This is a genomic window from Actinomadura sp. NPDC023710 (assembly GCF_040639875.1).
GTDB classification, from domain to species: Bacteria; Actinomycetota; Actinomycetes; order Streptosporangiales; family Streptosporangiaceae; genus Spirillospora; species Spirillospora citrea.
The window spans coordinates 189365-209532 of sequence record NZ_JBFAGB010000002.1 but is presented as its reverse complement, the minus strand read 5'-3'; the positions used below and the strand labels follow the sequence as shown (position 1 = coordinate 209532).

21 protein-coding genes are annotated in these 20168 nt (G+C 73.6%); 15 read left to right on the top strand and 6 right to left on the bottom strand.

Annotation, left to right across the window (positions count from 1 at the left end; translation table 11 throughout):
- Nucleotides 1-9 precede the first annotated feature (9 nt).
- Nucleotides 10-255, bottom strand: coding sequence for a DUF2630 family protein (locus AB0H37_RS03050; RefSeq protein ID WP_179837083.1), 246 nt, complete (start codon nucleotides 253-255; stop codon nucleotides 10-12).
- A gap of 123 nt (nucleotides 256-378) precedes the next feature.
- Here AB0H37_RS03050 and AB0H37_RS03045 point away from each other — a divergent pair, with 123 nt between their 5' ends.
- The 3 genes from AB0H37_RS03045 to AB0H37_RS03035 all read left to right on the top strand — a co-directional run bounded on the left by AB0H37_RS03045 (nucleotide 379) and on the right by AB0H37_RS03035 (nucleotide 2182).
- Nucleotides 379-792, top strand: coding sequence for an STAS domain-containing protein (locus AB0H37_RS03045; protein WP_329086530.1), 414 nt, complete (start codon nucleotides 379-381; stop codon nucleotides 790-792).
- Between the two features lie 257 nt (nucleotides 793-1049).
- Nucleotides 1050-1913, top strand: coding sequence for a GPR1/FUN34/YaaH family transporter (locus AB0H37_RS03040; protein WP_329086532.1), 864 nt, complete (start codon nucleotides 1050-1052; stop codon nucleotides 1911-1913).
- Between the two features lie 83 nt (nucleotides 1914-1996).
- On the top strand, nucleotides 1997-2182 hold the full coding sequence (locus AB0H37_RS03035; protein ID WP_179837080.1) for a hypothetical protein: 186 nt from the start codon (nucleotides 1997-1999) through the stop codon (nucleotides 2180-2182).
- Nucleotides 2183-2224: 42 nt separating this feature from the next.
- Here AB0H37_RS03035 and AB0H37_RS03030 read toward each other — a convergent pair whose 3' ends face one another.
- Nucleotides 2225-3421, bottom strand: a complete 1197-nt coding sequence (locus tag AB0H37_RS03030) for a helix-turn-helix domain-containing protein (RefSeq protein WP_360610991.1) — start codon at nucleotides 3419-3421, stop codon at nucleotides 2225-2227.
- Nucleotides 3422-3519: 98 nt separating this feature from the next.
- On the opposite strand from AB0H37_RS03030, the gene AB0H37_RS03025 reads away from it, so the two are divergent.
- Together AB0H37_RS03025 and AB0H37_RS03020 are read left to right on the top strand one after the other, a co-directional pair.
- On the top strand, nucleotides 3520-4443 hold the full coding sequence (locus tag AB0H37_RS03025; protein WP_360610989.1) for an SGNH/GDSL hydrolase family protein: 924 nt from the start codon (nucleotides 3520-3522) through the stop codon (nucleotides 4441-4443).
- Between the two features lie 80 nt (nucleotides 4444-4523).
- The gene (locus AB0H37_RS03020) at nucleotides 4524-5324 is read left to right on the top strand and encodes a maleylpyruvate isomerase family mycothiol-dependent enzyme (protein WP_360610987.1); all 801 of its coding nucleotides are present in this window, start codon (nucleotides 4524-4526) and stop codon (nucleotides 5322-5324) included.
- Between the two features lie 15 nt (nucleotides 5325-5339).
- Here AB0H37_RS03020 and AB0H37_RS03015 read toward each other — a convergent pair whose 3' ends face one another.
- Both AB0H37_RS03015 and AB0H37_RS03010 read right to left on the bottom strand, forming a co-directional pair.
- On the bottom strand, nucleotides 5340-5834 hold the full coding sequence (locus tag AB0H37_RS03015) for a nuclear transport factor 2 family protein (protein WP_179837077.1): 495 nt from the start codon (nucleotides 5832-5834) through the stop codon (nucleotides 5340-5342).
- Nucleotides 5831-6703, bottom strand: a complete 873-nt coding sequence (locus AB0H37_RS03010) for a TIGR03619 family F420-dependent LLM class oxidoreductase (RefSeq protein WP_179837076.1) — start codon at nucleotides 6701-6703, stop codon at nucleotides 5831-5833. Before AB0H37_RS03010 ends, AB0H37_RS03015 begins: the two co-directional genes overlap by 4 nt.
- Nucleotides 6704-6882: 179 nt before the next feature.
- Here AB0H37_RS03010 and AB0H37_RS03005 point away from each other — a divergent pair, with 179 nt between their 5' ends.
- Nucleotides 6883-7863: an IclR family transcriptional regulator gene (locus tag AB0H37_RS03005; protein WP_329086540.1), complete on the top strand. Its 981-nt coding sequence runs from the start codon at nucleotides 6883-6885 to the stop codon at nucleotides 7861-7863.
- Between the two features lie 19 nt (nucleotides 7864-7882).
- Here AB0H37_RS03005 and AB0H37_RS03000 read toward each other — a convergent pair whose 3' ends face one another.
- Nucleotides 7883-8473, bottom strand: a complete 591-nt coding sequence (locus tag AB0H37_RS03000) for a flavin reductase family protein (RefSeq protein ID WP_179837075.1) — start codon at nucleotides 8471-8473, stop codon at nucleotides 7883-7885.
- A 284-nt stretch (nucleotides 8474-8757) separates the two neighbouring features.
- Here AB0H37_RS03000 and AB0H37_RS02995 point away from each other — a divergent pair, with 284 nt between their 5' ends.
- The 4 genes from AB0H37_RS02995 to AB0H37_RS02980 are packed head-to-tail and all read left to right on the top strand — an operon-like array spanning nucleotide 8758 to nucleotide 13563.
- The gene (locus AB0H37_RS02995) at nucleotides 8758-9627 is read left to right on the top strand and encodes an alpha/beta fold hydrolase (protein WP_329086544.1); all 870 of its coding nucleotides are present in this window, start codon (nucleotides 8758-8760) and stop codon (nucleotides 9625-9627) included.
- Nucleotides 9624-11333 carry an FAD-binding protein gene (locus AB0H37_RS02990; protein WP_329086546.1) on the top strand — a complete coding sequence of 570 codons (1710 nt, stop codon included), beginning with the start codon at nucleotides 9624-9626 and terminating at the stop codon, nucleotides 11331-11333. Before AB0H37_RS02995 ends, AB0H37_RS02990 begins: the two co-directional genes overlap by 4 nt.
- A complete protein-coding gene (locus tag AB0H37_RS02985; RefSeq protein ID WP_329086548.1) occupies nucleotides 11330-12355 on the top strand; it encodes a ferredoxin--NADP reductase in 1026 nt (341 codons plus the stop codon). Before AB0H37_RS02990 ends, AB0H37_RS02985 begins: the two co-directional genes overlap by 4 nt.
- A gap of 23 nt (nucleotides 12356-12378) precedes the next feature.
- Entirely contained in the window at nucleotides 12379-13563 is a 1185-nt protein-coding gene (locus tag AB0H37_RS02980) for an acyl-CoA dehydrogenase family protein (RefSeq protein ID WP_329086550.1), read from the top strand.
- 76 nt (nucleotides 13564-13639) lie between these two features.
- Here the strand turns inward: AB0H37_RS02980 and AB0H37_RS02975 are convergent, their stop codons facing one another.
- The gene (locus AB0H37_RS02975; protein ID WP_179837071.1) at nucleotides 13640-14476 is read right to left on the bottom strand and encodes an SDR family oxidoreductase; all 837 of its coding nucleotides are present in this window, start codon (nucleotides 14474-14476) and stop codon (nucleotides 13640-13642) included.
- A gap of 183 nt (nucleotides 14477-14659) precedes the next feature.
- Here AB0H37_RS02975 and AB0H37_RS02970 point away from each other — a divergent pair, with 183 nt between their 5' ends.
- The 5 genes from AB0H37_RS02970 (at nucleotide 14660) to AB0H37_RS02950 (ending at nucleotide 20162) form a co-directional block, all read left to right on the top strand.
- Nucleotides 14660-15571 (top strand): VOC family protein, encoded by a 912-nt coding sequence (locus AB0H37_RS02970; protein WP_179837070.1) that lies wholly within the window; start codon nucleotides 14660-14662, stop codon nucleotides 15569-15571.
- A gap of 5 nt (nucleotides 15572-15576) precedes the next feature.
- Nucleotides 15577-17043, top strand: a complete 1467-nt coding sequence (locus AB0H37_RS02965) for an FAD-dependent oxidoreductase (protein ID WP_179837069.1) — start codon at nucleotides 15577-15579, stop codon at nucleotides 17041-17043.
- 24 nt (nucleotides 17044-17067) lie between these two features.
- The gene (locus tag AB0H37_RS02960; RefSeq protein ID WP_360610982.1) at nucleotides 17068-17955 is read left to right on the top strand and encodes an LLM class F420-dependent oxidoreductase; all 888 of its coding nucleotides are present in this window, start codon (nucleotides 17068-17070) and stop codon (nucleotides 17953-17955) included.
- Complete coding sequence (locus AB0H37_RS02955) at nucleotides 17952-18416, top strand: nuclear transport factor 2 family protein (RefSeq protein ID WP_329086561.1); 465 nt, start codon at nucleotides 17952-17954, stop codon at nucleotides 18414-18416. The genes AB0H37_RS02960 and AB0H37_RS02955 overlap by 4 nt, the downstream gene beginning before the upstream one ends.
- A gap of 138 nt (nucleotides 18417-18554) precedes the next feature.
- Entirely contained in the window at nucleotides 18555-20162 is a 1608-nt protein-coding gene (locus AB0H37_RS02950; RefSeq protein WP_360610980.1) for an AMP-binding protein, read from the top strand.
- Nucleotides 20163-20168: the final 6 nt, after the last annotated feature.

The following is a 20168-nucleotide window of genomic DNA, read 5'->3' as shown; positions in this document are numbered from 1 at the left end:
CGTGAGGCGCTACTGCCGGTAGCCTTCCACTTCGCCGGCGGGACGGACCTGGGCGTCGTCGGGGTTCTGTCCCGCCGCGAGGCGGGCCCGCCGCTGCCGCAGCAGATCCCAGCACTGGTCGAGGGCCACTTCCAGGTCCCGCAGCCGCGCCTGGGCCTCGGCGTTGGAGGTCTCGGCCCGCTCGTGCGCCTGCCGGAGGGCGTGTTCCTCCTCGATGAAATCGTTGATACGTTCCAGGATCGCCTTCTCGTCCATGAAATGGCTTCCGATCGTGGTTTTCCGCTCTGGTGGGGTCCAGAAGGTCCCGACAGGTGAGAGCCTTGCATATACGGGGCCGCGCACGGTAGCGGCGGCGCCCCCGTTGAGGGTGAGGAGCAGATGACGGTCTGGCGGATCACCGGCGGCGAGGGCGCCCCCGACCCCGGTGCGCGGGAGGCTGCCCGCTACGACATCGTCGAGCACGACTCCGCGCTGCTGCGCATCACGGCCGCGTCGGGCGTGTCCCGGGTGCTGCTCGCCGGGGAGGTCGACGTCTCCAACACCGCCGCGGTCGCGCACGCCCTGCGCGCCGTCCACGACCGCGGGTCCGGCGACCTGCACGCCGACCTGTCAGGGGTCGAGTTCATGGACGTCGCGGGTTTGCGCGCCTTCAGCGAGGCCGCCCGCACCCTGCACGACCGCGGCCGCCTCCTCGTCCTGCACGGGGTCCCCCCGCACATCGAGCGGCTGTTCACGCTGATCGGCTGGCACACCACGCCCGGCCTGCAGATCCACTGCCCGCCGCCCCGCTGAGCCGCCGGAGGACCGGGCCGCCGGAACACCGAGCCGCCGGAACACCGAGCCGCCGGAACACCGAGCCGCCCGATCGCCGAGCCGCCCGACCCCGCGTCCCGGACCGCCGGGCCACCGGATCGCCATGCCCGCGTCAGCGCCCGGCAAAGGGTGCCGGGTGCAAACGCGAACCTCTTCAGGAAACGGTCATATGCCGTTTGACCTGCTTGAACACGGTTAGGAGGGGCTTACAGCTCTCCGATTCAGAGGGGGATCTCATGGCAAGGCGTAGAGAGCACCAATCCGCGCCGATGCCCGGCGAGCACACGGGATCGGCGATGCCCGCGGAGGGCATGGAGACGCCGGCGCACGGCGCGGCCGCGCCGGCGCACGGCGCGGCGATGGCGCCCCCGCGGGGCGCGGACCAGGCCGGCGAACACGCGCTCTGGGAGGACCGCACCCGCGTCTTCCTGCAGCCCATCGCGGCGCCGTCGATCCTCGGGCTGTTCGGGCTCGCCGCGGCGGCCATGATGGTGGGCGCGTGGCAGGCCGGCTGGTACGGCGGCGCCGGCACGCCGCTCATCCTGTGGCCGTTCGTGCTGACCTTCGGCGGCATCGCGCAGCTGCTGGCCGGCATGTGGGGCTACCGGGCGCGCGACGGCGTGGCCACCGCGATGCACGGCATGTGGGGCGCGTTCTTCATCGGCTGGGGCCTGCTGTTCCTGCTGGTGAGCATCGGCGCCGCGCCCGTGGCGCTGGCGCCGGTCCTCGGTACCTCCTTCCAGGGCTTCGCGTTCTGGTTCATTCCACTCGCGGTGATCACCGGCCTGGGCGCGCTCGCCGCGCTCGGCGAGAACCTGATGACGGCCCTGGTGTGGGGCTGCCTGGCCGTCGGCGCGGGCTTCACGGCCGCCGGATTCTGGGCCGGCTCGACCTGGCCGCTGGACGTCGGCGGCTGGCTGTTCGTCGCGGCGGCGGTGGTCGCCCTGTACGCGGCGGCCGCGATGATGTTCGTGAACAGCTTCGGACGGACGATCCTGCCCACGGGCATGATCCGCCGGGGTGCCAACATGCCCGGCGGCCGGGGAGTCCGGCCCCTGGAGTACCGGTACGGTGAGCCGGGTGTGAAGATCGGGCAGTGATGTCCGGCGTTTCGCCTTGACATTCCCGTTACCCTATGCTGAGCCCAAGAAGGTTGGAAACCGGGCTCGGAGGGGGAGCGGGAATGTCATCGGCGGTCCGGCGGACGTGGCGACGCCTCGTCCAGTCCTACAACCTGCTGTGCGCGCGCGAGGACGCGACGGCGCGCGGCGTCTCCATTCCCAGCGGAGTCTGGGCGTGCGACCACTGCCACGCGCCGCACCTCGAACTGGCCACGCTCAAGCACCACCTCCGCACCGAACACGCCTGACCCCGCCCGTCCCCGGTCTCCCGGGGATCCGGCCGGATGGGATCAGTCCAGGGAGCGGCGGGCCACCAGGGCGGCGTTCAGCAGCTGGAGGTCGCCGGGGCGGCCCGGGTCCAGTCCGGTGAGGGCGCTGATGCGGCGGATGCGGTAGGCGACCGTGTTCGGGTGGACGTGCAGGGCCGCGCCGGTCGCGCGGCGGTCCAGGCCGAACGCCAGGTAGCGCTCCAGGGTGCTCAGCAGATCCGGCCTGCGGTCGAGCGGGGCCAGCAGGGCGGCGAGCGCGGCGAGCGCGCCGCTCGGGCGGCTCAGCTGGTAGTCCAGCAGGACGTCGGCGAGCCGGTACAGGCCGGGCGGGCGGCCCGCCCGGCGCACCAGATCCATGATCTCGGCGGTCTGGGCGACGGCGCCCGGCACGCCCGCCGGGCCGATGATCTCCGCGGCGGCCGTCACCTCGATGTCGGCCGCCTTCGCCGCGCCCGCGACCAGGTCGTGCAGGGCCTCCCAGCCGGAGGAGAAGGGCAGCAGGGCCGTCCCTCCCGAGGCGTCCAGGGCGGTGAGGGCGGGCTCGTCCGCGACGGCGTCCAGGGCGGTCCGGACGCGGCGGATCTTGCGGCGGGCGGCGATCCGGGCCCGCTGGCCCGAGCCGGCCTCGTCCGGATGCGGGCCGAACGCCAGCGCCAGGACGGCGTACCGGGGCGCCGGGCGGTGCCCCGCGGTGTCCCCTGCCAGCAGCGCGGTCATCAGGGCGTGCCGGCCGCCGTGCTCCTGGCTGTCGAGGATCTGCCGCACCTCCAGGTAGGCGGCGCTGACGGCCGAGGTCAGCAGCCGCTGGAAGTCGAGGAAGTAGCCGAGCGCCTCCTGGAAGGCGGGCAGGTCGGCGGGCTCGGCCCCGGTGGTCAGCTCCTCCCAGGCCATGGCCGCCCCGATCTGGTAGGCGGCGAGGATCGCGTCCAGCGGCACGCCCTCCTCGGCCCGTAGCGCCGCCGAGTCGCGCTGCCGGGCGAAGTCGGCCGCGCGGGCCGGCCGGCGCCGCTCCAGGACGTCCGCGAACTGCCGCAGGCTGTGCTGGACGATCCCGGCGATGTCCCCGGCGACCTCCTCCTGCGGCAGTTCGGCGTAGACGGGCAGCTCGGCGAGCAGCCGCGCCACGACCCGGCGGGTCAGCAGCGGCGCGCGGACCCGCAGATGGGCCGCCATAGGCCGGCCCGCCACCCGCAGCGCCGGCGTCTTGTCCCGCGTCACAACGGCTCCCGGAAGAGTCTGTCCCCACGCCAATTGAACGGCGTGTCCAGATTCTGGACGATCACGGCGACATCGTCCATGACGCCGGGAGTCAGCTCATGAAGCGTCTGTTCAACGGCGGCCTGTCCACCGGCCGGGTCGTCACGCGAGTCGCCGCACGCCGGCGCGGCAGGGGCCGGGTCGCCAGGGGCGCCGTCGGCGCGATCGTCCTGGCAGGGGCGGCCCTCGGCGGGACGGCGGTGCCCGCGGCGGCGGCCGCGCAGGAGTACGTCGCGCTCGGCGACTCGATGGCGTCCGGCCCGCTCATCCCGGACATCACCGGCCCGATCGGCTGCGGGCGCTCCACCCACAACTACGCGCACGAGCTGGCGTCCCGGCTCGGCGCCGCGCTCCGGGACGTCACCTGCAGCGGCGCCAAGACCACCCACATGACCCAGTCGCAGAGCACCAGCGTCGGCGGTGTCGACACGGGGACCGTCCCGCCGCAGCTCGACGCGCTCACCGCGTCCACCGCGCTGGTGACCCTCACCATCGGCGGCAACGACGTCGGCCTCGTCGGCATCGCCCAGGACTGCGCCACCCTCGACCCCACCGCCACCCCGTGCAAGGGCGAGTTCGAGGAGCAGGTGGCCCAGCGCACCCGCGACTTCGGGCCGAAGCTGTCCGCCGTTCTGGACGGCATCCGCGCCCGCTCCCCGAAGGCCCGGATCGTCGTCACCGGCTACGGCCTCTACATCAAGCAGAACGGCTGCTGGCCCGTGCAACCCGTGCTCCCCACGGACGCCAACTTCCTGCAGGGCTCCGTGAACGCCATGAACGACGTGATCCGCCAGCAGACGACCGCGCACGGCGGGACCTACGTCGACCTGGTCACGCCCAGCGCGGGACATGACGCCTGCCAGTCGTCGTCCAGGCGCTGGGTCGAGGGCTACGTCCCCGTCCACGCCGCCGCCCCCCTCCACCCGAACGCGCAGGGCGAGGCCGCCTACGCCGCCGTCCTCGGCGGCGTCCTCGGCGCCTGAGCCCGCTGATGACCCGTCCCGGCCAGGCCCCCCGGCCGGGACGGGCCGTAAGCTTCGTGACGCCGACCGGAGGGGCTCACATGAACGAGCAGATGCGCGCCAACACCGCCGCGTACGAGCAGACGATCCGCTCGACGCTCGCGCTCGCCGAGACGTTGCGCGACGACGACTGGGACCGGCCGACCGAGTGCCCCGGCTGGACGGTCAAGGACCAGTTCTCCCACCTCGCCGGTGTGGAGCGCGACCTGCTCGGCGACCCCGCCCCGCCCGTCGAGCTGCCCGAGTTCGACCACCTCCGCAACGACTTCGCCCGGTACACCGAGATCGCGGTGCACGCGCGGCGGCCCGCCCCCGGCCCGCAGGTCGCGGCGGAGCTGGCGGACGCGCTCGAACGCCGCCTGGTGCAGGTGGCCGGCGAGGACCCCGACCGCGTCCTGATGTGCCCGGACGGCAGGGAGGGCTCCTACACGCGGTTCATGAAGTTCCGCGCCATGGACTGCTGGACCCACGAGCAGGACATCCGCCGCGCGGTCGGCCGCCCCGGCAACCTCGACGGCCCGGCGGCGCAGTGCTTCTGGGAGCTGCTGAGCCGCTCCCTGCCCCGCATCGTGGCCCGCGCCGCGAAGGGCGAGCCCGGCCGCAGCGCCGCCCTCACGATCTCCGGCCCGCCCGACTTCGAGGTCGCCGTGACCGTCGGCGACGACGGCCGCGGCACGTGGTCGGACGTCCCGGCGTCCCCGGCGGCGAGGATCGCCATGGACTGGGAGACCTACGTCCGGCTTGCCGCCGGCCGCTGCGCGGCGGGCGACGTCGCCGTCCGCACCGAGGGCGACGGGGAGCTGGCCGGCGGGGTCCTCGCCACCATGGGCGTCACCCCCTGAGCCGCCGCGACCCCCTCAGCGGTGCCGGACGGCGTCCGGGAAATGGGAGGCGAGCAGGTCGGGCGACTCCTCGCGGCCGTCGAGGACGCGGTTGGTGCGGGTCACGGCGCGCCAGCCGGACGGGGTGCGGCGCAGCCGCCAGTGGTTGGCGGTGGCACGGCGCAGCACGAAGCCGTCCGGCCGCTTGACGATCATGAGGGTGTAGCCGACGGCGGTGGCCTCGTCGCCGGAGACCGCGACGTGCGGCGGGCCGACGACGTGCGCGCAGCCGCCGGAGATCCACCGCTGGTGGTTCGCCGAGCGGACCATCGCCTCGATCTCCGGGTGCCCGGTCATCATCAGCTCGTCCACGTCGTAGACGCCGTCCGGCTCCCAGAGCCCGGCGACCTCGGCCGCGCAGCCGGCGTCGACCAGCGGGCCGTAGGAGAGGATCAGCCGGGTGATCTCCCGCTCGTCCTCCAGGGCGCGCAGCCGCTCTTCGAGGGCGGCCAAGCGGGCCTCGACGCTCACGCCTCCTCCCCGAAGGCCAGGCCGTAGTCGGCGGCCAGCCCGCGCAGGGCGGCGAGCTGCTCGCAGTAGTGCGGTGCCGAATCCGACTCCATCCGGACGCCGGCGATCGTGGCGCCCGCCTCGCGCAGCCGGGCGAGCGCCGTCCCGGACGCCTCCGGTGCGCCGATCGGGTCCAGCGGGCGCGACGGCGCGAGGACCACGTCGAAGCCGGGCGGCACGTCGGCGTCCGCGAGCATCTCCGCGAGCGTGCGCAGCGGCAGGCCGAACGGGACCCAGCCGTCGGCGTCCAGCGCGCGGCGCAGCGAGCGGCCCGAGCGGCCGCCGATCCACAGCGGGACGCGGTCCTGGACGGCGTGCGGCTCCACGACCAGACCGGAGTAGGCGTAGTGCTCGCCGCGGTACTCGGGCGTGCGCCGCGACAGGGACGCGCGGAGCGCGGCCAGCGCGTCGTCGGCGCGGGCGCCGCGGCCGGCGAACGGCGCGCCGAGCAGGCCGAACTCCTCCTCCAGGCTGCCGACGCCGAGGCCGAGCGTGAGCCGCCCGCCGCTGACCCGGTCGAGCGTGCCGTAGCGCTTGGCGATGGCGAGCGGGTGGTGGTAGCCGAGCACGAGCACCTGCGTGGCGAGCCGGATCCGGGACGTGCGGGCGGCGAGGTGGCCGAAGGTCGCGAGCGGGTCCCAGTAGACGCCGCCGCGCTGCTCGGCCGCCCCGGCCGGGACGGCGACGTGCTCGCTGCACGTCACGTGGTGGTAGCCGAGCCGGTCGGCGGTCCCGGCGATCAGGGCGATCTCCTCGATGCCCGCGTCGCGCTCCCAGGCGGCATGGCCGGGCGGCTGCGCCACCACCGGCGTGACGATCCCGACGCGCATCGCTGCTCCCCTCGTTGGCAGAAAAACGTTCTATCACGGCGTCCGGTCCGACCTGGGCCGCGGTCCCGATGCCGTAGCCTCCGGCTGACCTGCCCTTACTCCCCCTCTTCCGCTGAGAGCAAGCGGTTGCTACATTCGAGGTAACAAGAATTCATTTCAGTCATGTTCTGGGAGGTGCGATGACCGAGGCCACGATGCCGGAGGCAGCGACGCCGGAGGTCATGACGCGGCGGGGGGTCATGTCGGCGGCGGCCATGCAGTCGGAGAGCCTGCAGTCGGCGGACGCGCGCCGGGAGTCGCCGCCGTCGATGATCGAGCGGATGACGCTGATCCTCGACGCGTTCAACGGCCCGACCGCCCGGCTGACCCTGGAGGACGTCGCCCGCCGCACCCGGCTGCCGCGCTCCACCGCGCACCGGATCCTGGACCAGCTCGTCCGGCAGCGCTGGCTCGCGCACCACTCGTTCGGCTACGGGCTCGGCCAGCGCGCCCTCGGCCTCGGCGGGCAGGACGGCGGGCACGGCAAGATCCGCGAGGCCGCCGCGCCGCTGCTGCACGAGCTGCAGGTCACCACCGGGCTCGTCGCGCACCTGGCCGTCCTGGACGGCGCCGAGGTCTTCTACCTGGACAAGCTCGGCGGGCGGCTCGCCACGTCCGTCCCGTCGCGGGTCGGCGGCCGCGCCCCGGCGCACTGCACCGCCCTCGGCAAGGCGATGCTGGCCTGGCTGGAGCCCGAGCAGGTGGACGCGCTGCTCGGCTCGGGCATCAGCCGCTTCACCAGCCGCACGATCGGCGAGCTCGGCACGCTCCACCAGGAGCTGCACCGCATCCGGCAGCGCCGCGGCCTGGCGTTCGAGCGCGGCGAGTCCTACCCCGGCATCGCCTGCGTCGCCGCGGCGATCCGCGGCGCGGAGGGGCCGGTCGCCGGGATCTCCCTGGTCGGCGACATCCGCGCACCGCTGGAGAACGTCGCGCCGCTGGTGGTCACCGCCGCCCGGGAGGCGTCGCAGATCCTGTTCCCCGGCTCGGCCCCCGGCGCCCGCGCGGGACGCCCCGGCGGGCGCACCCGGCGCGCCGTGCGGACCGGCGAGGAGACCAGCTGGTCGCCGGAGACGATGAACCGGCTGCTCGCGGTCGACGGGCGCGGCGACTGGATGTGACGGGCGGCCGGAGGTGACGTCAACCCCAGCCCCACCGGTCGCCGATGCCCCACGGGTCGGGGGCGATCGGCGCGTCGGGCTCCCCGACGCCGAACCGGCTGCGGAAGAACACCATCGGGTGCCGCCACGTGCCGTTCACCACCTCGTGCCGGTCCACCGCCAGGACCCGCCCGATCACCACCTCGTGGTCGCCGGCCTCGTGCACGTCGTGCACGACGCAGTGGACGGCGAGCAGGACGTCCGGCAGGGCGGGGGCGCCCCAGCGCGACTCCTCCCACTCCAGGCCCTCGAACTTGGTGCCCCGGCTCGACCCGAAGCGCTCGCACAGGTCGCGCTGCTCCTCGCCGAGGACGTTCACGCAGAACCGCCCCGCCGAGCGGATCCGGGGCCACGACCGGCCGCGCTTGTCCGCGCAGAACAGGATCAGCGGCGGGTCCAGCGACACCGACGCGAACGACTGGCAGGCGAAGCCGACCGGCTCGCCGCCGTCGAGGGCGGTGACGACGGTGACGCCGGTCGCGAACTCCGCCATGGCCAGGCGGAAGTCCGCCGGCTCCGGCGCGGCCGCGTCGGCGTCGTGCAGGGGCGTGAGCGCTGGCTCGGCTGGCATGTGTTCACCTCGGGGCTGCGAGCGGGCGGGCGTTCGGATCCACTATGCGGTATTTCCACTAACAGGTACTCACCCGGCACCGGTCAAGGGGCGGCCGGTGGGCCCGAAGGTAGGCACGGCCCGCCGGGGCCACGCGCCCCGATCCCGATGAGTGGAAGCGGGTGCCGGGACGGGCCCGCCGAGCCGCCCTGAGACCCGCGTCCCGCTGATCGGGATCCACCGCCTGACCCCGCCGTCCCGCCGATTACGTTCCGGACAAGCCACCGTCGAAGGACTGGGAGATCATGCCTGCGGAGCTGACCTACGAGTCGACGTTGCGCGAGCTCGCCACCGACCAGGGCGTCCTGCGCTACCACGAGGCCGGTGAGGGCCCGCCGCTGCTGCTGCTGCACGGCTCCGGTCCCGGCGTCACCGGCTGGCGCAACTACCGCGGCAACCTCGCCCGGTTCGCCGAGCACTTCCGCTGCCTGGTCCTGGAGTTCCCCGGCTTCGGGGTCAGCGACCCGACCGACGAGCACCCGATGATGGCCGCCGGCGGCGCCGTGGTCCGGTTCCTGGACGGCCTCGGCCTCGACCAGGTCGACGTGATCGGCAACTCCATGGGCGGGATCGTCGCGACGCAGGTGGCGCTCCGGCACCCCGAGCGCGTCCGGCGGCTGGTGACCATCGGCGGGATCGGCCGCAACGTCTTCAGTCCCGCGCCCGGTGAGGGGATCAGGCTGCTGGCGGAGTTCACCGACGACCCGACCCGCGAGGGCCTCGTCCGGTGGCTGAACTCGATGGTGTACGACCCGCGGATCGTCACCGAGGAGATGATCGAGGAGCGCTGGCGGCAGGCGACCGACCCGGACACCCTCGCGAGCGCGCGCCGCATGTACGGCTCGAAGGCGATGGCGGCCCGCGCGAAGGCGATGGCGGCCTCCGACGAGCCGCCGTACTGGGCGATGCTCCACAGGCTCAAGGCCAAGACTCTGATCACCTGGGGCCGGGACGACCGGGTCAGCCCCGTCGACATGGTGCTCGTGCCGATGCGGACCATCCCGGACGTCCAGGTGAACATCTTCCCCAACTGCGGGCACTGGGTGATGATCGAGCAGAAGTCCGCCTGGGAGAGCGCCGTGCTGGCGTTCCTGACCCGGAAGGACGAGCGGTGAGCGACCGAGCGGTAAGTGACGGTGAGCACGCGAGCGGCTGGGACCACGAGTACGACCTCGTCATCGTCGGCAGCGGCGGCGGCGGGATGGCCGCGGCGCTGACCGCGCACGACGCCGGGCTCTCCGCGCTGATCGTGGAGAAGGGCAAGAAGTTCGGCGGCTCCACCGCGATCTCCGGCGGCGGGATCTGGATCCCGAACAACCCGACGCTGAAGGCGCGCGGCCACGACGACAGCCGCGAGTCGGTCCGCCGGTACCTGGACCGGCTCACCGAGGGGCGCGTCCCGGCGGCGCGGCTGGACGCGTTCGTCGACAACGGGCCCGCCGCCATGGAACTGCTCTGCCAGAGCAAGTGGATGCGGTTCTTCTGGACCAAGGGCTACGCCGACTACCACCCCGAGTACGAGGGCGGGCGCGCGCTCGGCCGGTCCATCGAGGCCAAGCCGTTCGACACCCGCAAGCTCGGCGAGGACGAGCGGTACCAGCGGCCGAACAGCATGAAGGGCCCGCTCGGCCTGTGGATCACCGCGAAGGACTACCACGACCTCGCGATGGCCAAGCGCACCTGGACGGGCCGGCGCGCGTCGCTGGTCGCGGCGTGGCGCGTGTCGTCCAACATGGTCCGCCGCCGCCACATGGCGACCGGCGGCCGGGCGCTCGCCGCGCGGCTGCGGATGGCGCTGAAGGACGCCGGGGTCCCGCTCTGGCTGAAGACCGCGATGACCGAGCTCGTCGTCGAGGACGGCCGTGTCACCGGCGTCGTCGTCAAGCGCGACGGTGCGCCGCTGCGCATCCGCGGGCGCCGGGGCGTCCTGCTCGCGACGGGCGGCTTCGACCACAACCAGGAGATGCGCGACACCTACCTGCCGAAGGGCGGCCAGGAGGACTTCGCGATGGGCGCCCGCGAGAACACCGGCGACGGCATCCGCGCCGGTGAGAGCGTCGGCGCGGCCCTGGACCTGATGGACGACGCCTGGTGGATGCCGGCCGTCCGCCACCCGGCGGGGGCGACGATCCCGCTGCTGTCGGAGCGGTGCATCCCGCGGTCGGTGATCGTGGGGCAGGACGGCAAGCGGTTCACCAACGAGTCCGCCCCGTACGTCAACTTCGTCCACGACCAGCTCGAGGGCGGGCACGTCCCCTGCTGGTTCGTGATGGACGCCAAGGCCCGGGCCCGCTACCCGTTCGCGCAGATCCTGCCCGGCGCGCCGATCCCGAAGGCGTTCTACGAGGCGGGCATCGCGTTCAGGGCGGACACGCTCGCCGAGCTGGCCGTCAAGATCGGCGTCCCGGCGGACGCGCTGGGCGAGACCGTCGAGACGTTCAACCGGTACGCGCGCGAGGGCAGGGACCCCGAGTTCGGCCGCGGCGACTCCGCCTACGACCGCTACTACGGCGACCCGAACCTGGAGAACCCGAACCTGGACGTGATCGAGGGCGGGCCGTACCACGCGTTCCGGATGGAGGTCGGCGACCTCGGCACCAAGGGCGGCCTCGTCTCCGACGAGCACGCCCGCGTCCTGCGCGGGGACGGGACGGCCATCGAGGGCCTGTACGTGACGGGCAACTCCTCGGCGTCGGTGATGGGCAACGAGTACGCGGGCCCGGGCGCCACGATCGGCCCGGCCATCGTGTTCGGCTACATCGCCGCCCGGCACGCCGCCGCCTCGGCCGGGTCGGCAGGGAAGGCCGCGGGACGCTCATGACGGCTCTGAAGGCGCGGGTGGTGGAGGTCGTCCGGGAGACGGCCGACGCGCACTCGCTCGTCCTCGAACCCGTCGAGGGCGACCGGGAGCGGTTCGCCTACCGGCCCGGGCAGTTCCTCACCGTCCGGGTGCCGGCGGAGGGCGGCTGGGCCGCGCGCTGCTACTCGCTGTGCAGTTCGCCGCTCACCGACGACCGGCCGAAGGTGACGGTCAAGCGGGTCGCGGGCGGTCTCGGATCCAACTGGATCTGCGACAACGTCACGGCGGGCGACGTCCTGGAGGTGCTGCGCCCGGCGGGCACGTTCACGCCGCCCTCGCTGGAGGAGGACCTGCTGCTCGTCGCGGGCGGCAGCGGCATCACCCCGGTCATGTCGATCCTCAAGTCGTGCCTGGCGGGCGGCTCCGCGAAGGTGGCGCTGCTGTACGCCAACCGGGACGAGCGGTCGGTCATCTTCGCCGACGAGCTCAGGGAGCTGACCGAGCGCCACCCGGACCGGCTCACCGTCGTCCACCTGCTGGAGTCGGTGCAGGGCCTGCCGACGGCCGCCGCCGTCCGTTCCCTGGCGGGCCCCTACGCGGGCCGCCCCGCCTACGTGTGCGGGCCCGAGATCTTCATGGACCTGGTCTCGGAGACGCTCACCGGCCTCGGCGCGCGGGTGCACGCCGAGCGGTTCTTCTCGCTGGAGGGCGACCCGTTCGAGGGGCCCGAGGACGCGCCGGAGCAGGCGGAGGCGGAGGACGGCGACGCGGGCGAGATCGAGGTCGAGATGGACGGCGAGACCCGCACGGTTCCGTGGCGCGGATCCGAGCGGCTCCTCGACGCGCTGCTGCGCGCCGGGGTCGACGCCCCGTTCTCCTGCCGGGAGGGCTCCTGCTCGGCCTGCGCCTGCGTGGCACTGGAGGGCGAGGTCACCCTGGACGCCAACACGGTCCTCGACGAGCAGGATCTCGCCGACGGCCTCATCCTCGCCTGTCAGGCGAGGCCGGTCACCGACCGGCTGAAGATCACTTACGACGGCTGACGAACACATACGGGAGACAGGCGATGGCCAACCGCGTGCTTGACACGATCATGGAGAGGGCGGAGCAGATCCGCGAGCTCGGCCCGGTCAACGAGGCGCTCGGCAGGCTCGACGACAAGGCGGCGCAGATCCTGAAGGACGCGGGCGCGATCCGGCTGCTGCAGCCGGAGGCGCACGGCGGCCTGGAGGTTCACCCGCGCGAGTTCGCCGAGACGGTGATGGGGATCGCCTCCCTGGACGGCTCCACCGGCTGGGTCGCCGGCATCGTCGGCGTCCACCCGTGGGAGATGGCCTACGCCGACCCGAAGGTGCGCGAGGAGATCTGGGGCGAGGACCCCGACACCTGGATCGCCTCCCCGTACGCCCCGATGGGCATCGCCCGGCCCGTGGACGGCGGCTACGTCTTCAACGGCCGCTGGCAGTTCTCCTCCGGCACCGACCACTGCGACTGGATCTTCCTCGGCGCGATGCTGGGCGACGACGAGGGCAAGATGGCGCAGCCGCCGCGGTCGCTGCACATGATCCTGCCCCGTTCCGACTACCGGATCGTCGAGGACTCCTGGGACGTCGCCGGGCTCAAGGGCACCGGCAGCAAGGACATCATCGTCAAGGACGCGTTCGTCCCGGCGTACCGGACGCTGGAGTACACCAAGGTCGTGGACGGTTCGGCGCCGCGCGAGGCGGGGCTGACCAACCCGTCCTACCTGATGCCGTTCTCCTGCGTCTTCCCGCTCGGCATCTCCTCCGCGGTCATCGGCATCGCCGAGGGCGCGCTGCACCACCACCTGGCCTACCAGCGCAACCGCGTCCAGATCACCGGCACGAAGATCAAGGACGACCCGTACGTGCTGTACGCGATCAGCGAGGCGGCCGAGGAGATCAAGGCGTCCCGCACGGCGCTGCTCGACAACTGCTCGCGCATGTACGACATGGTCGCCGCCGGGCACGAGCCGACGTTCGCCGAGCGCGCCGCCGGCCGCCGCACCCAGGTCCGCGCGGCGTGGCGGGCGGTGCAGGCGATGAACGAGATCGTCGTCCGGTCCGGCGGCAACGCGATGCGCAACGACAACCCGATCCAGCGGTTCTGGCGGGACGCGCACGTGGGCCTCGCCCACGCCATCCACGTCCCGGGCTCGGTCTACCACGTCTCCGCCCTGACGGACCTGGACATCGAGCCGCCCCAGGGCCCGATGCGGTCGATGATCTGAGCCCCGCCGACTCGCGGCGTGCCGGGAGCGTGGGCGCCTCCACCGCCCGGCACGCCGCGTCCCAACCGACGGTCCCCTAGCCGAGCAGATCGAGGTCCGCGACGAGCTTGGGGGTCCAGACGACCCGGCCCAGGTACTCCTCCGCGGCCGGGTCGGTGACCAGCCAGACGACGGCCGCCGCCGGCGCCTCCTCCGGCGTCGGCACGAAGCCCTCGTCCTTCAGGCCGTCGAGGCCGCCGCGCGCCGCGCCCGCCTCGGTGACGACGAACCCGGGGTCGAGGTTGAACGCGCGGACGCCGCTGCCGCGGTACTCGGCGTTGATCGCGCCGGCGAGGCGCCCGAACGCCGCCTTGGACGCCGAGTACGCCACGCCCCAGCCGCCCTCGCCGGGCGGCCCGGGCGGGTCGGTGGTCGCCGACCCGGAGCACAGGTCGACGATCGTCCCGCCGCCCCGTGCCAGCATCGCGGGCAGGACGGCCTGCAGCAGGACGATCTGGTTCAGGTAGTTGCCGGTGACGGTCCGCGCCGCCACCTCCGGGTCGAGGTCGAGGAACCGCTCGTGGGTGCCCGCGATGTGCGCGACCGCGTTGTTGACCAGGACGTCCACCCGCCCCCACGCGTCGAGCACCGTTCCGGCGGCGGCCGTCACGCTCGCCCTGTCGAGCAGGTCCATCCGCACCGGCAGGGCCCGCGCGCCGAGCGCCTCGATCTCCGCCCTGGTGCGTTCCAGGCTTCCCGGGACGGGGATCGGCTCCGCCCGCCCGTGGCGCGGCGGTATCCGGCCCCGGCCCTCTTCGACCGTGCGCGCGGTGAACGCGACGTCGTACCCGGCGGCGGCCAGCGCGAGCGCCGTCCGCCGTCCGATGCCCCGGCTCGCCCCGGTCACCATCGCGACCGGCCTGTCCGCCGTCATGAGACCTCCCCCTCCGGTTGGGAGCCGCCGTGAGGGCGGCCGCCCCGATCAGAGCCGCCGCCGTCCGCCCGCCGCAGGAAGACTCTCACTCAGCGGGAAGGGCGCGGCGGCCCGCCCCCGGATTTGGCAGGTTGAGCCTGGACGGCCGCCGCGCGGGCCGCTATCCAGAAGGGACCGAGGACAGTGACGCAGATCCGAGGGCTGGGATATCTGAAGGTCCAGACCCGGCACATCGACCGCTGGCGCGAGTTCGCCCTGGACGGGCTCGGGTTCGCCGAGGGGAGCGGACCGGACCCGGACGGCCTCTACCTGCGCATGGACGAGCGCCGGTCGCGCCTCCAGGTGCTGCCCGGCGACACCGACCGGGTGCTGGCCGTCGGCTGGGAGGTCCGCGACCAGTACGCGCTCGCCGCCGTCCGCGAGGCCGTGGAGAAGTCCGGGACGGCCGTGACGAAACTGACGTCCAAGGAGGCGGCGGAGCGCGACGCGGAGGAGGCCGTCGCGTTCACCGATCCGGGCGGTACCCCCGTCGAGGTGTTCTGGGGCCCGCTTCTCGACCACGGCCCCCTGCGCACCGGTTTCGCGCAGAAGTTCGTCACCGGCCCCATGGGCATGGGCCACGTCGTGCTGCCCACCCCCAGGTTCACCGAGACCGTCGCGTTCTACGCCGAGGTTCTCGGGTTCCTGCCGCGCGGCGCGATGAAGGTCGGCGGCGGCGCCGCGAAGGTCAGGTTCATGGGCGTCAACCAGCGCCACCACAGCCTCGCGATCTGCCCGGCGCCGTTCGACGGCGACCCGGGCCTCGTCCACCTCATGGTGGAGGTCGACACGCTCGACGCGGTCGGCATCGCGCTCGACTCCATCACGAAGAGGGGCTTCTCGATCTCCTCCACGCTCGGCCGCCACACCAACGACAAGATGGTGTCGTTCTACGTGCGCGCCCCCGGGGGCTGGGACGTGGAGTACGGCTGCGAGGGCATGCTCGTGGACGAGGCGTACTACACCGCCGAGGAGATCACCAAGGACAGCTACTGGGGCCACGACTGGTCCGGGTCCGAGCCGCTGGCGGCCTTCGTCCCGCAGCAGAAGGGCTGACGCCGATGGCGAAGCCCTCGGTGGAACCGGTCGGCGCCGCGGAGGCGGAGCCCGACCACGAGTGCGATGTGCTGGTGGTCGGCTTCGGCGCCGCCGGCGCCGCCGCGGCGTACGAGGCCGCGGTGGCGGGCGCGGACGTGCTCGTCCTGGAACGGTCGAGCGGCCCCGGCGGGACGTCCGCCCAGTCGGGCGGGGAGCTGTACCTCGGTGGCGGCACGCGGGTGCAGAAGGCGTGCGGCTTCGACGACACGCCCGACGACATGTTCGCCTTCCTCGCGGCGGCGCTCGGCCCGCACGCCGACGCGGAGAAGCTGCGACTGTACTGCGACGGGAGCGTGGAGCACTTCGAGTGGTTCCGCGCGCGCGGCGTCCCGTTCAAGGAGAGCCTGTTCGACGCGCCGGGCTGGATGCCGTACACCGACGACGGCCTGATGTGGCTCGGTGAGAACGCCTGGCCGTACAACGAGATCGCCCGGCCCGCGCCACGCGGGCACCGCCCGGAGACGCCGATGTTCGCCGGCGGCATCCTCATGGAGAAGCTGATCGCGGCCGCCGCCGAGGCGGGCGCCGTCGCCCACCAGGACACCTGTGCCACGAACCTCGTCGTGGACGGTGCGGGCCGCGTCACCGGCGTCGTCGCGCGCAGGTTCGCCGACCGGGTGGTCTACCGGGCGCGCAGGGGCGTCATCCTGACCTCCGGCGGGTTCGTCGACAACGAGGAGATGCTCGCCGACCACGCCCCGGTGCTGCTCGGGCACGACAAGGTCAGCGACGGCACCAGCGACGGGTCCGGCATCCGGATGGCGACCGCGCTCGGCGCCGCGACCCGCCGCATGGCGACGGTGGAGATCGCGCTCACCGCCAACCCCGCCGTCATCTGCCGGGGCATGCTCGTCGACGGCCTCGGCCGCCGGTTCATCAACGAGGACGTCTACCCGGGCCTGTTCAGCCACCAGGCCGTCCAGCACCAGCCCGGTCCCTACTGGGCGATCATCGACGAGGCCGGGCACGACGAGATCCCCGAGGCCGACATGTGGGGCGTCCGCCCCAAGCACGCGGCGGAGACGCTCGCGGAGCTGGAGGAGTCGCTCGGCCTGCCGCCCGGTTCGCTGGAGGCGACCGTCGAGACCTACAACCGGTTCGCGGAGCGGGGCGAGGATCCCTACTTCCGCAAGGACCGCAAGTGGCTGCGCCCCCTGAAGGGGCCGTTCGCGGCGATCGACCCGGCCGACGGGTTCTTCGGCGCCGGCAAGCACGGCGCCGGGACGGGCGCCGGCGGGTTCACCCTCGGCGGCCTCGACACCACCGTGGACGGCGAGGTCCGCAACAACTCCGGTGAGCCGATCCCCGGCCTGTACGCCGCCGGGCGCACCGCCTCCGGCATCCACGGCGAGGGGTACGTCAGCGGGACGTCCCTCGGCGACGGCACGTTCTTCGGCCGCCGCGCCGGACGCGCCGCCGCCGCGAACTGACGGCCCGGAACTGAGAGGAATCGGATGAAGTACGCCGTCCTGCTTCCCGTGGCGGCGGGGGTCACCGCCGATCCCGCGTGGATCGGCGAGTACGCCCGGCACGCGGAGGTCTGCGGCTTCGAGTCGGTCGGCGCGGTCGAGCACGCGGTGGTGGCGAGCGGCTACTCCAGCGTCTACCCCTACGACCGGTCGGGGCGGATGGAGCTGGCCGACGACCTGGACATTCCCGATCCGCTGGACCTGCTGGCGTTCCTCGCCGGACGGACCGGGCGGATCGGGCTCGCCACCGGTGTGCTCGTCCTGCCGAACCACCACCCGGTGGTGCTGGCCAAGCGGCTCGCGACGGTCGACGCGCTGTCGGGCGGCCGGCTGCGGCTCGTCGTCGGCATGGGCTGGATGCGCGAGGAGGTCGAGGCGTGCGGCGCCGACTTCGAGACACGGGGCCGGCGCGGCGACGAGCAGCTCCGGGTGCTGCGCGAGCTGTGGGCCGACACCGCGCCCGGGGGCGCCTCCCACGACGGGGAGTTCTTCCGGTTCGAGGGTGCGATGAGCTACCCGAAGCCCGTCCAGGAGGGCGGGATCCCGATCCACATCGGCGGCCACTCCAAGGCCGCCGCACGCCGCGCGGGCCGCTACGGCGACGGCCTCCAGCCGCTCGGCGTGGCGGGGGAGGAGCTGCGCGGACTGGTGGCGCTGATGCGGGAGGAGGCCGAGAAGAACGGCCGCGACCCGGACGCCCTCGAACTGACCCTCGGCCACTCGCTGTCGGCGGTCACGCCGGAGAAGGCGGGGAGACTGGCCGCCCTCGGCGCGGACCGGCTCGTCCTGCGCGGGACCGTGACGAAGGACCTCGGCGAGGCCAGGGACGAGCTGTCCGCCTGCGCCGACCGCCTCGGCCTGTCGGGATCATGACGCTCGAAGCCGCCGACCGGATCGCGCTCGGCGACCTCGTCGCCCGGTACGCGCTGCACGCCGACCGCCGCGAGGTCGGCGCCATGGCCGACCTGTTCGCGCCGGACGCGGTCCTCGTCCTGCCCGACGCCCCCGGCGAGCTCGACCCCGTGCGGACCTTCACCGGACGCGCCGAGATCGCCGCGACGCTCTCGGCGCTGCGCGGCATCCCGGTCACGTTCCACGCGCTCGCCGGGGAGGTGTTCGCCGCGGGTTCCGAGCCCGGTACCGCCACCGGCGAGATCGCCTGCGTCGCCCACCACCTGAGCGACGGCGAGGACGGCTCCGCACGGGACCTGGTGTGGCACTGCCGCTACACCGACGCCTACCGGCTGGACGGCGGGACCTGGCGGTTCGCCCGGCGCGAGCAGCGGATCGACTCGATCGAGACCCGTCCCGTCCGGAGGCGGCGCGATGGCTGAGGGCGCCGCGCACACGAGCCCGGTCGACGGCGGCACGCTCGCCGCGTCCGGCTGGTTCGTCCGCGCCGACGACCAGGGTTGGACGAACCGCCCGCACCGCGCCTAGGGGCGCTCCGAGACGAGAGGGGCCAGGGCAGCATGCAGGACGAGAAGGCAGGGGCGCTCAGAGAGAAGGCGGTGCTGGGCGACGATCGTCCCGCCCGCGAGACCGCGTTCGCGGAGCTGATCGCGGCGCGCGGCGGCGACGACCGGACGGGCCTGTGCTTCGAGGACCGCTCCTGGACCTGGAGGGAGGTCGTCGCGGAGTCCCTGCGGCGGGCCTCGCTCGTCCGGGACCTGCCCGGCCACGTCGGCCTGTTCCTGGAGAACGGCCCCGAGCACCTGTTCTGGCTGCTGGGCTCGGCCCTCGCCGGCGTCCCCGTCGTGGAGCTGAACCCGACGCGGCGGGGCGCCGAGCTGGCCCGCGACATCACCCACACCGACTGCGCGCTGCTGGTCACCGAGACGTCCCGCGCGCCGCTGCTCGAAGGGCTCACGCCGGTCCCGTCCCTGGCGGTCGACACGCCCGCGCACGCCGAGCGGCTGGCCTCCGCCCGCCTGGCCGCGCCCGCCCCGGTGGACCCCGACACGATCTTCTCGCTGGTGTTCACGTCCGGGACGACGTCCGCGCCCAAGGCGGTGATCTGCACGCAGCGCAGGCTCGGCCGGATCGCCGTCCAGCAGCGCGACCGGCGCCGCCTCACCGGGGACGACGTGTTCTACGTGGTCATGCCGATGTTCCACTCCAACGCGCTGATGGCCGGGATCGCGCCCGCCGTGGCCGCCGGCGGCCGCATCGTCCTGCGCCGCACGTTCTCGGCCTCCGGGTTCCTGCCGGACGTGCGCCGCCACGGCGTGACGTTCTTCAACTACGTCGGCAAGCCCCTCAGCTACATCCTGGCCGTCCCGGAGAAGCCGGACGACGCCGACAACACGCTCCGGATCGCGTTCGGCAACGAGGCGGCGCAGCGCGACATCGACGCGTTCGCCCGCCGCTTCGGCTGCACCGTCATCGACTCCTACGGGTCGAGCGAGGGCGAGATCCGCCTCAACCGCGTCCCGGGCACGCCGCCGGGCTCGCTGGGCGTCGCCGAGGCGGGCACCGTCGTGATGGACCCCGACTCCCTGCGGGAATGCCCGCGCGCCGAGTTCGACGCGGACGGGTTGCTCCTCAACGCCGAGGAGGCCATCGGCGAGATCGTCGACACGATGGGCGCCGCCAAGTTCGAGGGCTACTACAACAACCCCGAGGCGACGGCGCGGCGCGTCCGCAACGGCTGGACCTGGTCGGGCGACCTCGCCTACCGCGACGCCGACGGCTACTGGTACTTCGCCGGCCGCGACGACGACTGGCTGCGCGTGGACGGCGAGAACTTCGCCGCCGCCCCCGTCGAACGCCTCCTGGCCCGCTTCGAGCCCTTCACCGACGTCGCCGTCTACGCCGTCCCGGACGACCGCGTGGGCGACCAGGTGATGGCGGCCGTCACCCTGGCCCCGGGCCGCGTCTTCGACCCGTCCGCCTTCACCGCCTTCCTGGCCGCCCAGCCGGACCTCGGCACCAAGTGGACCCCGCGCTACGTCCGCGTGGTCGAGGCTCTGCCCCGCACCCCGACCAACAAGGTCGTCAAGCGCGTCCTCCGCACCGAAGGCCGCGACGCCCCGGACCCCGTCTACGAGCACCGCGGCGGCACCTACCGGCCCCGCTGATCGCGG

Excerpts from the sequence above, each read along its gene's own strand:
- AB0H37_RS03050 (WP_179837083.1), bottom strand. The coding sequence starts at position 255 with ATGGACGAGAAGGCGATCCTGGAACGTATCAACGATTTCATCGAGGAG.
- AB0H37_RS03045 (WP_329086530.1), top strand. The coding sequence starts at position 379 with ATGACGGTCTGGCGGATCACCGGCGGCGAGGGCGCCCCCGACCCCGGT.
- AB0H37_RS03040 (WP_329086532.1), top strand. The coding sequence starts at position 1,050 with ATGGCAAGGCGTAGAGAGCACCAATCCGCGCCGATGCCCGGCGAGCAC.
- AB0H37_RS03035 (WP_179837080.1), top strand. The coding sequence starts at position 1,997 with ATGTCATCGGCGGTCCGGCGGACGTGGCGACGCCTCGTCCAGTCCTAC.
- AB0H37_RS03025 (WP_360610989.1), top strand. The coding sequence starts at position 3,520 with ATGAAGCGTCTGTTCAACGGCGGCCTGTCCACCGGCCGGGTCGTCACG.
- AB0H37_RS03020 (WP_360610987.1), top strand. The coding sequence starts at position 4,524 with ATGAACGAGCAGATGCGCGCCAACACCGCCGCGTACGAGCAGACGATC.
- AB0H37_RS03010 (WP_179837076.1), bottom strand. The coding sequence starts at position 6,703 with ATGCGCGTCGGGATCGTCACGCCGGTGGTGGCGCAGCCGCCCGGCCAT.
- AB0H37_RS03005 (WP_329086540.1), top strand. The coding sequence starts at position 6,883 with ATGACCGAGGCCACGATGCCGGAGGCAGCGACGCCGGAGGTCATGACG.
- AB0H37_RS03000 (WP_179837075.1), bottom strand. The coding sequence starts at position 8,473 with ATGCCAGCCGAGCCAGCGCTCACGCCCCTGCACGACGCCGACGCGGCC.
- AB0H37_RS02995 (WP_329086544.1), top strand. The coding sequence starts at position 8,758 with ATGCCTGCGGAGCTGACCTACGAGTCGACGTTGCGCGAGCTCGCCACC.
- AB0H37_RS02985 (WP_329086548.1), top strand. The coding sequence starts at position 11,330 with ATGACGGCTCTGAAGGCGCGGGTGGTGGAGGTCGTCCGGGAGACGGCC.
- AB0H37_RS02980 (WP_329086550.1), top strand. The coding sequence starts at position 12,379 with ATGGCCAACCGCGTGCTTGACACGATCATGGAGAGGGCGGAGCAGATC.
- AB0H37_RS02975 (WP_179837071.1), bottom strand. The coding sequence starts at position 14,476 with ATGACGGCGGACAGGCCGGTCGCGATGGTGACCGGGGCGAGCCGGGGC.
- AB0H37_RS02965 (WP_179837069.1), top strand. The coding sequence starts at position 15,577 with ATGGCGAAGCCCTCGGTGGAACCGGTCGGCGCCGCGGAGGCGGAGCCC.
- AB0H37_RS02960 (WP_360610982.1), top strand. The coding sequence starts at position 17,068 with ATGAAGTACGCCGTCCTGCTTCCCGTGGCGGCGGGGGTCACCGCCGAT.
- AB0H37_RS02955 (WP_329086561.1), top strand. The coding sequence starts at position 17,952 with ATGACGCTCGAAGCCGCCGACCGGATCGCGCTCGGCGACCTCGTCGCC.
- AB0H37_RS02950 (WP_360610980.1), top strand. The coding sequence starts at position 18,555 with ATGCAGGACGAGAAGGCAGGGGCGCTCAGAGAGAAGGCGGTGCTGGGC.